This window comes from Streptomyces sp. HP-A2021 (genome assembly GCF_022807935.1).
Taxonomy (GTDB): domain Bacteria; phylum Actinomycetota; class Actinomycetes; order Streptomycetales; family Streptomycetaceae; genus Streptomyces; species Streptomyces afghaniensis.
Window position 1 is genome coordinate 6,786,265 of the sequence record NZ_CP094344.1, and the last position, 13,398, is coordinate 6,799,662.

The window sequence follows — 13,398 nt, forward strand, 5'->3', positions numbered from 1 at the left end:
GCCGCGCCGTCACACCGTGGCCCGCTCCTTCGCCGCGGCCCGCCCGGATGCGGGAGCGTCCAGGTGGACCACCACCGAGGTGTAGAAGCGGTGCACGGCGTCGTCGACGCTGCGGATGAAGCCGGACTCCGCGTTGCCCCGGCCACTTCCCATGCCCTTGAAGAGGGACAGACGGAAGCCGGTGATGCGGGTGGCGCTGTCCTTGGGGAGCAGATCGGCCGGTTCGGGGCGCAGCCGCTCCAGCGTGCCCCGGGGACCACCCGCCTCGCCCTCCACCAGCGTCTCGACGTGCAGGTCCGCCGGCGCCTCGGCGAGACGGCGGATCAGGCGCTTGGCCCAGGTCAGGGGATAGCCCTGCTCGGGAGCCGGGATCTCCACGGAGGTGCGCAGCTTGGCGGTGCGCAGATCCGCGCTGATGCCGAGCAGGCCCGGGGCGCCCTCGACCCGCAGCTCCGCCTGGAGCCTGCCCTCCACACACAGCTGGTCGGCCAGGCGGGCGCGGCGGGCCCCGGGGTCGGTGCCGCGCCTGGTGCGCTGGGCGGGCAGCACCTTCTGCCCGAGTTCGCCGCCGAGCCGCAGACACACCTGGCGGATGAGTCGTTCCCAGCTCTCGACGACCTCCAGGGCGCGCGAGTCGCCCTGGCAGAGGGTCTCGTCGTCGATGCCGTTGCGCACCGGCACCCAGGCCGAGCCCATGTTCTGGAAGCCGTGGCAGCCGGAGTTGTCGTGCTGGAGGTAGTGCAGCAGTTCCTGAAGCAGCCAGGCGTGTGCCGCGTTGCCGACGCCCTCGTGCCGGATCAGCATCTGTGCTTGATGGGCCACTTCGGCCCACGACAGGTGCCAGAGTGCCACCTGGTGCTTGCGCCGCCGGTCGATCTTCACGTCGACCAGCGGGCTGCCCTCCAGCGCGACGTCGTTCGACAGGGTGATCACGGCCTCGTAGCCCCGCCGGGCCGCGATGTCCATGTAGGCCTGCACCTGGTCCGACTTCAGCGAATTGCCATTGGTCTTGGTCTCCACGAGCGCGGTCCACAGCTTCCCGGCGCGCTCGACGCGGATCACCCCGTCAGGGCGCCGGGGAGTGTCCCCGTGTGGCAGGGAGACCTCGGTGAACGTCTCCATGCGGCCGGACGGTGCGCCGAACGCGGCGGTGAGCCGCCTGCCGAACTCCGGGACCTGGGCCATCACCGACAGCAGCACCGACGTGGCGCGCATTTCCCGGTCCCGGTCGCTCTTGAGCGCCGACACCGGAAAGAGCCGAGCCTGCCTCCAGGACTCGTTCTCGGCAAGGCTCTTCGCGGGCGCCTTGGGGAGCGTGACCTTCTTCTTCGCGGTCCGGGGCCGGGCCGTCCGCTTCTTCGGGGCGGCTTCCTCGTCGGCCGGCGGACGCGGTGCGGGGACGGCCTCCAGTGTCGTCCGCGGCCGGGCGTCGGGAGGGACGACGGTGGATGATTCCTCCGCGACCGCCGCCGCGGACTCCGCCTCGTCGTCCTCGATGTCGACACCGAAGTCCGTCGCCAGCCCGGCCAGCCCGCTCTCGTAGCCCTGTCCGACGGCCCGGAACTTCCACTCCTCCGCGCGCCGGTACAGCTCGCCGAAGATGATCGCGCTCACCTGGCCGGGATCCTCGATGACGAACCGGAGGAGGCCCTCGCCCACCGCGTCGGCCAGCGTCACCCGCACGTCGTCCAGCTCGCCGAAGCGCGCGCCTTCGTAGCGGCTCGCTGCCACGACGATCCGCTCCACCTCGGCCGGGACCGCGGTCAGATCGAAGCTGATCCGGTCCTCGCTGCCGTCCCCCGTCGGCTCCTTGCCGAGGAGCTGCACACTGCCGTCGGCCGCCACCGGGTTGTTGTAGAAGTAAAAGTCGGCGTCGTTGCGTACCTTGCCGTCCGCGCCCAGCAGCAGGACGGACACGTCGGCGTCGCCCTCACCGGTCGGGCTGGACCAGCCCAGGCTCACGATCGCGGAGCCGGTGTTCTCGCTCAGGGCCGTCAGAGACACGTTCGAGCCCATGGTCATGTCACGCACAGAGATTCCCCCACCCTTGCGACACCTGTGACGTGTCGCACACAGGGCACTTTAATGTGCACGCCACGTGTCTGTGGTGTGCTCACGGGTTTCCGCCCGCGGGCCTCTGCCCATTGCCCGGGCAAACCTCTGTGGCTAGCCTGTGTTCGTCATGCCGATCGCCTGTTGATATCTCGAACGTTGATATCTCGAAACACAGGCGCCTGAGACATATAGGGAGGGGGCCGGTCGTGGGACGCCTCGTACCAGCCGTGACCCGGGCTCTCGACATTCTCGAGCTCTTCCTCGACGGGGACGGAACGCTCTCCGCCCCCGACATCGTGCGCAAGCTCCAGCTGCCGCGCACGACCGTGCACGAGCTGGTGACCACGCTCGCCGCCCGGAAGTACATCGTCCCCGTGCCCGGCCAGCCCGGACGCTACCGGCTCGGTGTACGCCCGTACCAGCTCGGCGCCCGTTACTCCGAGCAGCTCGACCTCGCGGCCGAGGGCCAGCTCGTCGCCCGGTCCGTCGCCGAGACCTGCGACGAGACGGTGCACGTGGCGATCCTCGAGGACACGGACGTCATCTACATCGCCAAGGTCGACTCCACGCACGCCGTGCGGATGGTGTCGGCGGCCGGGCGCAGGCTGCCCGCCCACTGCACCTCCGTCGGCAAGATGCTGCTGGCCTCCCTTCCCGAGCACGAGCTCGCCGCGCGGGTCCCCGACGGCGCCGAGCTGGTCGCGATGACCCCCAACAGCATCACCGACCCGGCCGCCCTGCGCGAGACCCTGGCCGAGATCCGTGAGCGGGGCATCGCGGTCGAGAACCGCGAGTCCAACCCGGACGTGAGCTGCGTGGCCGCGCCGGTGCGCGACCGCACCGGCCAGGTCGTCGCCGCCCTGTCGATCTCCGTGCCCATGATCCGCTGGAGCGAGGAGCGCCGCGCGGAGCTGGAGCAGCTCGCCGCGAAGGGCGCCGCCGAGCTGTCCGAGCACCTCGGCCACCGGAGCATGGCATGACGACGACGCCGTACGAGGTCGCCGTACGGGCCGAGGCCGAGCTCGGCGAGGGACCGACCTGGGACCCGGCAACCGGCCGGCTCCTCTGGATCGACATCCTCGGCTGCCGGGTGCACACGTACGACCCGGCCACCGGGCGCCGCACGGTCCGCCGGACGGAACAGCACGTGGGTGCGGTCAAGCCGCGGGCCGGCGGGGGTCTGGTGCTGAACCTGCGGGACGGGGTCGGTCTCCTCGACCCCTCAGACGGCGGCTTCAGCTGGCTGCACCGCGAGCCCGTGCCCGGCCGGCGCGCCAACGACGCGGCCGTCGCGCCGGACGGCTCGCTGTGGGCCGGCACGATGCGCTACGACGAGGCGCCCGGGGGCGGCACGCTCTCCCGCGTCACCGGTGACGGATCGGTCGATGTCGTGCTCGACGACGTGGCCGTCAGCAACGGCACGGGGTGGAGTCCCGACGGCCGGCTCATGTACTACATCGACTCCCCGACGCGGCGGGTCGACGTCTTCGACTACGAGGACGGGCAGCTGTCCGGGCGGCGGACCCTCGCGGAGATCGAGGACGGCGCGGGGTTTCCCGACGGGCTGACGGTGGATGCCGACGGGTGTGTGTGGGTGGCGCTGTGGCAGGGGGCGGCGGTTCGGCGGTACACGCCGGAGGGGCGCCTGGACCGGGTGATCGAGTTGCCTGTGCCGCTGGTGACGGCGTGTGCGTTCGGTGGGGCCGGGCTGAGTGACCTGTACGTCACGACGGCCCGGACCGGACTGACGGAGCCGCCGGCGCTGGCGGGGTCGGTGTTCGTGGTGCCGGGGGTGGGCAAGGGGGTTGCCCAGCCGGCGTTCCAAGGCTGAGGTCCGCTCGTGGGGGTGGGTGCGCAGCCCGGCGCTGCGGGGTGCCGCTGCGCCCACCCGTGCCGCCCTGGGGGCACCTCCCAGGCCCTTAAGGCACTGGGGGAGGCACGACTGTCCGCAGCTAGGTAGCCAACCCCGCGGCCTTCCGTTCCTCAGCCGTCAGCGGTGGCCCGCTCAACGCCGGCCGCAACGGCCCCGCCATCGCCGCCGCCATCACCGACGGCGTCAGCAGCACCCCCGCCCCCCGCTCCAGCGACGTCACGTCCGTCACCCGGCGGGCGATGCGGCCGTTGCCCGTCGCCGTGTACATCAGCCGGTCGACGTACGCCGTCACGAGCCGGTCCCGCAGCGTGGGGCCCTGCTCCGTCGCGCCCGGGTAGAAGACGTCCTGCCCGATGGCCAGGTCCCAGGCCGCGCCGACCGGGCGGGACACCGCCTGCTGGATCAGCCGGGACAGTCCGGGAGCCGCCCAGCCGTGCCGCCGTACCGTGTTCCGCAGGAGCAGGGCGCTCTGCGCGGCGACGGCCAGACCGTGCCCGTAGACCGGGTTGAACGCGGCGAGGGCGTCGCCGAGGACGGCGAAGTTCGCGGGCCACACCGGCATCCGCTCGTAGAAGTGCCGGCGGTTGACGGTGGTGCGGGTGAACGCCACGTCGGACAGCGGCTCGGCCTGTTCGAGCAGTTCGCCGATGAGGGGGTGCCGCAGGTCCTCGCGGGCGAAGCGGACGAAGTCGTCGTTGTCCGGGGAGGGCCGGCCGCCCCGGGTGCCGCACAGGGTGACGATCCAGCGGCCTTCCTCGATGGGCAGCAGGAAGCCCGCCCGGCCGGGCCCGCCCTCGCGCCGGTCGGGCTGGACGTTGACGACGGGGAAGCCGTCGCGGGCCGCGGCGGGGGCCAGGTAGAGGCGGCTGGCGTACGCCAGGCCCGCGTCCACCTCGCGTCGCTCCGCCAGGGGCAGGCCGAGGGCGGTCAGCCACCGGGCGGCCTGGGAGCCGCGGCCCGAGGCGTCGACGACCAGGTCGGCGGTGAGGGTTCGCTCGGGGTCGTCGGAGGGCCGGATGCGTACGCCCGTGACGGCCGTGTCCGTGCCGGTCAGGCCCACCGCCTCGGCCCGCTCCACGACCTCGATCCGCCGGTCGGCCAGGACCCGGGCGCGGACCGTCGCGTCCAGCAGGTCCCGGCCGGCGAGGATCACGTGGTGGGACTCGGCCCAGCGTCGGAACCAGCCCCGCGTCCCCAGGGCGACGATGTCCGTCGTGACCGGCAGCCGGTTCGCCCCGGCGTCGCGGAGCACCCCGGTGATCCCCGGCAGCAGTTCCTCCATGGCCCGCGCACCGCCCGACCAGAGCATGTGCGCGTGCCGGGCCTGCGGCAGTCCCTTGCGGGGGCCGGGAGCGGCGGGCAGCGCGTCGCGCTCCACGACGACGACCCGGTCGGCGACGTCGGCCAGGGCACGGGCCGCGAGCATGCCGGAGTGGGATCCCCCCAGGACGACGGCGGTTCTGGCGGGGGTGGGACGGTCAGTCATGCGCGGGCGTTCTCTCTCCCGGGGGCGGCCGCGCGTGAGCGTACCGCCTCGATGTGGTCGCGGTGACGCAGGGCCAGGGCCACGGCCTGGATCTCCTGGAGCAGGTAGGCGGTGTCGGGGCCGGACGGGGAGGCGGCGCTGTCGGTCTGCGGGGCCCGCTCCCGCGCGGCGACGGCGTCCAGGATCGTGACGGCGGCGGCCAGGGCCTTGGCCCGGCCGGGCTCGAACCCGAGGTCCAGGGCCGCGGCGTGGGAACGCTCCCGCAGCTCCTCGTCGAGGTGCCGGGAGAGCTGGAGGAGCACGTCGCGGATGTACGTCTCGCGGCGGATCAGGCGCAGTTCGCCGGTGGCGCGCGGGGTGAAAGGGGCCCCGCCGCCGTTCACGGTGCGCAGCAGCAGGTAGAGGGGGCGCAGTTGCCAGTGGGCGAGCCGGATGCGCCAGCGCTCGTGCAGGTACTGGCCGCCGTGCGGGATGATGAAGCCGATCGCGACCATGGTGGCCGACAGACAGGCGGCCGAGGGTGCCAGGTAGGTGCTCAGCCAGTCCAGGTCGTGGCCGGTCATCCGGGCGATGACGGCGGTGAGTTTGGCGACGTCGAAGAGCAGGTTCGTCGCGTAGCCGACGCCCAGGAACCTCAGGCCCCAGCGCAGCCAGGCGTCGAGGCCGTCGGTGCGCACCCAGTTCCAGATCAGCCGGGCCGTGACCGAGCAGGCCACGGTGTGCGCGAGGAGGTAGAGCAGGATCTCCTCACGCATGAAGGGCGTGGTGGCGTAGTAGGTGTCCAGGTCCCGGCGGCGTTCCACGGGGACGTCCGCGAGCCAGAACAGCACCCACAGGGCGACGACCACGCCCGCGTAGGCGAAGACGACCCACCGGGCGGCGCGGCGCGTCGAGGCCGAGCGGTCGGCCAGGCCGTTGCGCCAGGCGACGATCAGCAGCAGCCAGGACGCGCACAGCGCGGTGAGCAGCGAGTACACCAGCGGTGCCGCGATGTTCGGCACGCCGGTGACGCGGTTGGTCCAGCCGATGACCGACGGGGACGCGAAGACGAACACGGCGCAGGCGAACAGCAGCAGCCCGCCGACGGCCCGCAGCATCGGGTCCCGCCACATCTTCACCAGGCTGGGCAGTTTCATGACCAGGGCGATGGTCAGCGCGCCGATCGGCAGCCAGAAGGAGACGGAGAAGGTGTCGAGGACGTCCCGTGCGTGGGTCATCGCGCGCCGCCTCCGCGTCCGCGGTAGCCCATCGACCGCCGCACCGGGTCGAGCGCGGCGTCCGGCTCGTCCGGGACGGTGCCGTCCGCGAAGGAACGGAACGCGGCGGCCAGCCGGTGCCCGAACGCGTCGGCCTCGGCCTCGTCCCGCTCGCGCGAGCCGTCCCGGGCCGCCACGGTCAGCGCCACGGACTTCCAGCCGGGCTCGCTGTCCAGGGCCCGGGCCGCCGCCGTACCGGCGACATGGTGGTGGCCGTGCCCCGCGTGCAGATGCCACAACTCATGCCCGAGGATGACCAGTTGCTGCACCGCCTCGGCCCGCTCCTCGACGATGACCAGGTCGAAGTCCTGGAACTCCACCCACAGCCCGGTCACTTCGATCTCGTCGGGGAACCGCTCGAAACGCAGGTCGACCGGACGGCCGCCCCGCCGCGCGCTCATCTCCTCGCACAGCGCCCGGCACAACGACCGTACGCCGTCCGGGACCTGCTCCCGCGCCCGGACCGCGGCGGCGAGCTCGGCGGCCAGGCGGCGCATGGCGGCCCCACGTCGCGAACGCCTGAGCGCGGTGACGGCTCGCACTCGCGCGCCCGCGATGTCCATCGCTCCCCCTTCTCAGCGCCGGCCGGCGGCTTGGCCGCGCGTCCGAGACTACGCGCCCGAAAGTGTTCGCGTCATGCGATCCCGTGCCGGTAGTTCAGCGGGGAACGACCGTTCCTGCCCGAAAGTCGTGACCAAACTTCCGGGCCGACCATTGACGTGCAAGCGCTTCCTATTTACCGTCCCGTTCGAAGTCACGAGCACCTTCCGATATATCGAACACGACAGCAAGGGCAGGGCATGGGACGACCTGACCTGAATCGCAGGCAGCTACTCGGCGGGCTCGGAGGACTCTTCGTCGCGAGCAGCTTCGGCTTCGCCGCGCTCGGCACGGGCGCCGACGCACTCGCCGCCGGCGCCGACACCCGCGTGCGCTACTGGAACCTCTTCAGCGGCGGCGACGGATCCAACATGATCGCGATGCTGGACGCCTTCCGCAAGGCCAACCCGGACATCGCGGTGAAGGACTCCACCCTCCAGTGGGGCAGCCCCTTCTACACCAAGCTCGCCATGGCCGCCGCGGGCAACCGCGCCCCCGACCTCGGCGTCATGCACCTCGGCCGGGTCACCGGATTCTCGCCCGGCCGCTTCCTGGACCCCTGGGACGTCGGCCTGCTCGCCAAGTACGGCGTACGGGAGGAGGACTTCAACCCCGCCCTGTGGAAGCGGGCCGTCATCGACGGCAAGCTCTACGCCCTACCGCTCGACATCCACGTCCAGCTCTGCTTCTACCGCAAGGACGTGCTGAAGAAGGCGGGCCTGCTCGGCGACGACGGCCGGATCGTGCCCGTCACCTCCGCCGACGAGTGGTTCGACGTGCTGAAGCAGGCGAAGCGGGCCACGAAGAAGGGGCTGCAGACCATCGGTCTGTGGGTCAACGACCAGAACTTCCAGTGGTGGTTCTTCGTCGCGTTCTACACCCAGTTCGGCGGCACCTGGTTCAACGCCGCGAACACCGAGGTCACCTTCGACACCGACAAGGCCACCCAGGTCCTTCAGTTCCTGCGCCGCCACATCACCGACGGGTACGCCAACCCGGGCTTCGCGGGGGCCGCGGGCGCCGAGCAGTTCCTCAACGGCTCCCCCTTCGTCTGGGAGGGCAACTGGTCGGTGCCGGTCTTCTCCGGAGCGAAACTCGACTACGGCGCCACCCCGCTGCCGCCCGTCTTCGGCGAGCCGGCCACCCACGCCGAGTCGCACGCCTTCGTCCTGCCGCACCAGTCCGACCGCGGCGGCCCCGCCAACGAGGGCGCCCACCGGCTCGCCGCCTACATCGTCCGGCACGCCCGGCAGTGGGCCGCCGGCGGCCACATCCCCGCCTACACGCCGACCCTGTCCACCGCCGCGTACAAGGCGCTGAACCCGCAGAGCGAGTACGTGTCGGCCATGGACCACCAGGCCACCGAGCCGAAGGTGTGGTTCGCGGGGTCCACCGGCATCCTCGCCCAGCGCGTCGGCCCGATCGTCGTCGCCTCGACGCTGGGCTCCGCCAAGCCGGAGACCGCCGCCCGCCGGATGAAGAGCGCACTCACCCAACTGCTCGCCATGAAGAACCCCATGGACGGCCGGACAGCCGCACAAGGAGGTGCGGCCGCATGATGGCGACCAGCGCCCAGACCGTCACCGCACCCGCCCGCGCCCGGACCGCCGCCGACAGCGCCACCCTCCGCCGGCCGCAGGGCTTCCAGCACGGCGGCTGGTTCGTGGCCCCCTTCCTCCTGCTGTTCGCGCTCTTCGTGATCTGGCCGCTGCTGCGCGGCGTCTACCTCAGCTTCACGGACGCCAACATCTCGGGCGAGGGCGCGAGCTTCATCGGCCTCGACAACTACCGCGAGGCCCTCAATGACCCGCTGATGTGGGACTCCCTCGGCCACAGCGCCTACTTCACGCTCCTGGTCGTCCCCTGCATCACGGTCCTGGCCTTCCTCCTCGCGATGCTCGCCCACCACATCGAGCGCGGCAAGTGGCTGTGGCGGCTGTGCTTCTTCGCCCCGTTCCTGCTGCCGTCCACCGTCGCGGCCAACCTGTGGCAGTGGCTCTTCAACCCCGGCACCGGAATGATCAACTACGTCTTCGGCATCGAGACGCCGTGGCTGACCGACAAGTCGTACGCGATGCTCGCCATCGTCATCCAGACGCTGTGGTGGACGGTCGGCTTCAGCTTCCTGCTCTACCTGGCCGCGCTCCAGGGCATCCCCGGTCACCTCTACGAGGCCGCCAAGCTCGACGGCGCGAACGCCTGGCACCGCACGGTCCACATCACCCTGCCGATGCTGCGCAACATCACCGGCCTCGTCGTCGCCCTCCAGATCCTCGCCTCGCTCCAGGTCTTCGACCAGGCCGTCGTGATGATGGACTTCCTCCCCGGGCCCGAGGGATCGACCCGTACCTTCGTGCAGTACACCCTCGAAGAGGGCTTCACCAGCTACCGCGTGGGCTACGCCTCCGCGATCTCCGTCATCTTCTTCGTGATCATCGCGGCCGTCGCCCTCGCCCGGATGTGGCTGCTGCGCAACCGTGAGGAGAGCGCCCGATGACCACCGCCGTACCGGTGAAGCCCCGCAAGCCGTGGACCCCCAGCCAGATCGTCCTGACCCTCCTCGGCACAGCCGTCTCGGTCGCCTTCCTGGCCCCCTTCGCCTGGGCCCTGTTCACCTCCCTGAAGTCGGAGACCGAGGCGGTGGAGGTACCGCCGCACTGGCTCCCCGAGGACTGGACGGGCCAGGCCTGGAAGGCCCTCTTCGAGACCGGCAACATCACCAACTGGTTCGTCAACTCCGTGGTCGTCTCCGTCTGTGTGACGTCCGTGGTGCTGCTGGTGAGCGCACTGGCCGGATACGGTTTCGCCCGCACCGAGTTCCGCGGCAAGAAGCCCCTGATGGGCCTGGTGATGGCCGGCCTGATGATCTCGCCCGCGGTCCTCGGCGTGCCGCTCTTCACCACCGTCCAGCAGATGGGCATGGTCGACACCTACTGGGGCATGATCCTGCCGCAGTGCGCACCCGCCGCGATGGTCTACATCCTCTACAAGTTCTTCCAGGGCATCCCGCGCGAACTGGAGGAGGCCGCCTTCATCGACGGCGCAGGCCGCTGGCGCGTCTTCTTCACCATCGTCCTCCCGCTCTCCCGCCCCTCCCTCGCCGCGGTCGGCATCTTCACGTTCATCGCCTCGTGGAACAACTTCCTCTGGCCGTACATGGTGACCAACAACCCCGACCTGATGACCATGCCGAACGGCATCGCGACCGTCATGAACTCCTACGGCATCCAGTGGGCCCAGCTCATGGCCGGCGGCCTGATGGCGGGCCTGCCCCTGATCATCGTCTTCGTGTTCTTCCAACGCCAGATAGTGGCGGGCGTGGCCCACACGGGCCTGGCCGGGCAGTAGACGGCCGCGCCCCGATAGGGGCGCGGGGAACTGCGTGAACAACCCCCACAAACCCGCAGCCGCCACCGAACAGAACCACCCACCCCGAAAGGCGAACATGCACACCGCCCGCTTCACCCTCGACCCCGCCTTCACCGTCGGCGAAGTAAACCCCCGCCTCTTCGGCAGCTTCGTGGAACACCTCGGCCGCTGCGTCTACACCGGCATCTTCGAACCGGACCACCCCACGGCCGACGCCAAGGGCCTCCGCACAGACGTCCTCGACCTGGTCCGCGAACTGGGCGTTACAGCCGTCCGTTACCCCGGCGGCAACTTCGTCTCCGGCTACAAGTGGGAAGACTCGGTCGGCCCGGCCGAAGAACGCCCCCGCCGCCTCGACCTGGCCTGGCACTCCACGGAGACCAACCGCTTCGGCCTCTCCGAGTACATCGACTTCCTCCGCAAGATCGGCCCCCAGGCCGAACCCATGATGGCCATCAACCTCGGCACCCGAGGCGTCGCGGAAGCCCTCGAACTCCAGGAGTACGCCAACCACACCGAGGGCACCGCCCTGTCCGACCTCCGCGCCGCCCACGGCGACAAGGACCCCTTCGGCATCAGGCTGTGGTGCCTCGGCAACGAGATGGACGGCCCCTGGCAGACCGGCCACAAGACCGCGCGGGAGTACGGCCGGGTCGCCGCCGAGACGGCCCGGGCCATGCGCCAGCTGGACCCCGGCGTGGAACTCGTCGCCTGCGGCTCCTCCAGCCAGTCCATGCCGACGTTCGCCGAGTGGGAGGCGACCGTCCTGGAGGAGACGTACGACCTCGTCGACTACATCTCGCTGCACGCCTACTACTGGCCCGAGAACGGCGACATCGACTCCTTCCTGGCCTCCGCCGTCGACATGGAGTCCTTCATCGACAACGTCGTCGCGACCGCCGACCACGTGGGCGCGCGCCTGAAGTCGAAGAAGCGGATCAACCTCTCCTTCGACGAGTGGAACGTCTGGTACCTGCCCGAGTGGGAGGCCCGCGCGAAGACCTTCGAGCAGGACGACTGGCCCGAGGCGCCCCGCCTCCTGGAGGACAACTACAGCGTCACCGACGCCGTCGTCTTCGGCTCGCTCCTCATCGCCCTGCTCCGGCACGCCGACCGCGTCACGGTCGCCTGCCTCGCCCAGCTGGTCAACGTCATCGCGCCGATCATGACCGAGCCGGGCGGTCCGGCCTGGCGGCAGACGACGTTCTTCCCCTTCGCCCAGGCCGCCCGGTACGGCCGCGGCCAGGTACTCGACGTCCGGGTCGACTCGCCGACGTACGAGACGAAGAAGTTCGGCGAGACGGACCTGCTGCACGCCACCGCCGTACGCGCCGAGGACGGCACGGTCACGGTCTTCGCGGTGAACCGCAGCCGCACCGAGTCGCTGCCGCTGGAGGTCGCGCTGAACGGGCTCGACCTGTCGTCGGTCGTCGAGCACAGCGCCCTCGCCGACGCCGACCCGGACGCCCGCAACACCCTCGACGACCCCGAGCGGGTGGCCCCGCACGCGGTCGACGGCACGGCCCTCCAGGACGGCACGCTGAGCGCCGTCCTGGAGCCGCTGTCCTGGAACGTGATCCGGCTGGCGTGACAGCCGGTCCGAGCCGACACGTCAGCGTTCGATGCGCGGCTGGGCGGTCGGGGACGGCGGAGGCGACGTCGTGCCGACCGCCCAGTAGCCGTCCGAGCCGGGCACCGTCGCAAGGGCGTTCATGACGACGGGGGTCGTGGCCACCGGCCCCCGCTCGCTCACCCACGCCGTGCCGTCCCAGCGCAGGTAGTGGGCCCGGGTCTGGTCCCAGAAGTCCCACCCGGAGATACGGTCGGGACGCCCCTGGGCGTCGCCCACGATGCCGGTCAGCACTCCCACGCCGAACGGTGCCGTGACGTACTCCCAGCCGGTGCCGTCCCCGTGCAGCAGCCGGACGCCCGGGGGCTTGCCGGGCGGGCCGCCGACGCCGTAGTCGTAGCCGGTCATCCAGATGTCGTCGCGCGCGACCGGAAGCAGCCCGGTGAAGCCGGCACGGATCCCGCCGGGCGCCGGCAGCACGGTCCAGGCCGCTCCGTCCCAGCGGGCGACGAGCTCGCTGCCGTAGACCCAGACGTCGCCGCAGGGCGCGCGGTGGATGCCGTAGGGCGGGATGGTGGTCGTGGCCGGGGGTGCCTCCAGCCAGGTCCACTTGCCCCGGTGGCCGTGCAGCAGCACCGAGCCGTCGCTGTTCCGGCCCGAGACCCAGACGTGGCCGCGGGGGCCGGTCGTGACGGCGGCGAGGGACGTGCCGGGCGCCCCGCGACCGGGGAAGTCGACTTCCCGCCACGTCGGTCCGTCCCCGGCGAGCAGCCGGGCGGTGCCGGAGGTGTCGGTGCCGACGGCCCAGGCGCGGCCGTCGGACGCGGCGACGGAGCCCAGATAGCCGCTGAAGCCGGGGGCGGTGCGCTGCCAGGCCGTGCCGTCCCACACGAGGGCCAGCGCCGTCCCCCGCACGCTGCCGCCGCGGCCCTCCTCGCCCACGGCCCAGGCGAGGCCGGGGCCCGCGGCCGCCACGTCGAGCAACTGGGCCGCGGGGGAGGCCGCCGGGGCGGCGACGGCCTGCCACTCGCGGGCCTCACCCAGGAGGCCGGGAGCCGCCCAGGCCGTACCACCCCGCAGCGGGGCGAGCCCGAGCCCGGCCCCGGCCACTCCGCCTAATCCACCTATGAAACGCCGTCTTCGCACGAGGTTCCCCTCCCTGTCGGCAGCCATGAAAGGCCAACACGGT

The 13,398-nt window shown here is 71.5% G+C and carries 11 protein-coding genes; 6 read left to right on the plus strand and 5 right to left on the minus strand.

Going from position 1 to position 13,398, the window contains the following annotated elements; translation table 11 throughout:
• Nucleotides 1-9: 9 nt before the first annotated feature.
• Nucleotides 10-2,022 (minus strand): TerD family protein, encoded by a 2,013-nt coding sequence (locus tag MQE23_RS30675; RefSeq protein WP_243382821.1) that lies wholly within the window; start codon nucleotides 2,020-2,022, stop codon nucleotides 10-12.
• A gap of 239 nt (nucleotides 2,023-2,261) precedes the next feature.
• On the opposite strand from MQE23_RS30675, the gene MQE23_RS30680 reads away from it, so the two are divergent.
• Together MQE23_RS30680 and MQE23_RS30685 are read left to right on the plus strand one after the other, a co-directional pair.
• A complete protein-coding gene (locus MQE23_RS30680) occupies nucleotides 2,262-3,035 on the plus strand; it encodes an IclR family transcriptional regulator (protein ID WP_037667032.1) in 774 nt (257 codons plus the stop codon).
• Nucleotides 3,032-3,886: an SMP-30/gluconolactonase/LRE family protein gene (locus MQE23_RS30685; RefSeq protein ID WP_020270105.1), complete on the plus strand. Its 855-nt coding sequence runs from the start codon at nucleotides 3,032-3,034 to the stop codon at nucleotides 3,884-3,886. The genes MQE23_RS30680 and MQE23_RS30685 overlap by 4 nt, the downstream gene beginning before the upstream one ends.
• A 121-nt stretch (nucleotides 3,887-4,007) precedes the next feature.
• Here the strand turns inward: MQE23_RS30685 and MQE23_RS30690 are convergent, their stop codons facing one another.
• Genes MQE23_RS30690 through MQE23_RS30700 form a run of 3 tightly spaced genes read right to left on the minus strand, consistent with a single transcriptional unit; the run spans nucleotide 4,008 to nucleotide 7,233 of the window.
• Nucleotides 4,008-5,414, minus strand: a complete 1,407-nt coding sequence (locus tag MQE23_RS30690) for a pyridine nucleotide-disulfide oxidoreductase (protein WP_243380835.1) — start codon at nucleotides 5,412-5,414, stop codon at nucleotides 4,008-4,010.
• Entirely contained in the window at nucleotides 5,411-6,631 is a 1,221-nt protein-coding gene (locus MQE23_RS30695; protein ID WP_243380836.1) for an MAB_1171c family putative transporter, read from the minus strand. Before MQE23_RS30695 ends, MQE23_RS30690 begins: the two co-directional genes overlap by 4 nt.
• The gene (locus tag MQE23_RS30700; protein WP_243380837.1) at nucleotides 6,628-7,233 is read right to left on the minus strand and encodes a toxin-antitoxin system, toxin component family protein; all 606 of its coding nucleotides are present in this window, start codon (nucleotides 7,231-7,233) and stop codon (nucleotides 6,628-6,630) included. The genes MQE23_RS30695 and MQE23_RS30700 overlap by 4 nt, the downstream gene beginning before the upstream one ends.
• Nucleotides 7,234-7,470: 237 nt before the next feature.
• Between MQE23_RS30700 and MQE23_RS30705 the strand changes: the two genes are divergently transcribed.
• From MQE23_RS30705 to MQE23_RS30720, 4 genes are all read left to right on the plus strand, one after another.
• The gene (locus MQE23_RS30705; protein ID WP_243380838.1) at nucleotides 7,471-8,829 is read left to right on the plus strand and encodes an extracellular solute-binding protein; all 1,359 of its coding nucleotides are present in this window, start codon (nucleotides 7,471-7,473) and stop codon (nucleotides 8,827-8,829) included.
• A complete protein-coding gene (locus MQE23_RS30710) occupies nucleotides 8,826-9,767 on the plus strand; it encodes a sugar ABC transporter permease (protein ID WP_020270110.1) in 942 nt (313 codons plus the stop codon). The genes MQE23_RS30705 and MQE23_RS30710 overlap by 4 nt, the downstream gene beginning before the upstream one ends.
• Nucleotides 9,764-10,618, plus strand: coding sequence for a carbohydrate ABC transporter permease (locus MQE23_RS30715; RefSeq protein ID WP_020270111.1), 855 nt, complete (start codon nucleotides 9,764-9,766; stop codon nucleotides 10,616-10,618). The genes MQE23_RS30710 and MQE23_RS30715 overlap by 4 nt, the downstream gene beginning before the upstream one ends.
• Before the next feature lie 97 nt (nucleotides 10,619-10,715).
• Nucleotides 10,716-12,230, plus strand: coding sequence for an alpha-N-arabinofuranosidase (locus MQE23_RS30720; protein WP_037667033.1), 1,515 nt, complete (start codon nucleotides 10,716-10,718; stop codon nucleotides 12,228-12,230).
• Nucleotides 12,231-12,251: 21 nt separating this feature from the next.
• On the opposite strand, the gene MQE23_RS30725 is transcribed toward MQE23_RS30720, so the two are convergent.
• Nucleotides 12,252-13,319, minus strand: a complete 1,068-nt coding sequence (locus MQE23_RS30725; RefSeq protein WP_243380839.1) for a hypothetical protein — start codon at nucleotides 13,317-13,319, stop codon at nucleotides 12,252-12,254.
• Nucleotides 13,320-13,398: the final 79 nt, after the last annotated feature.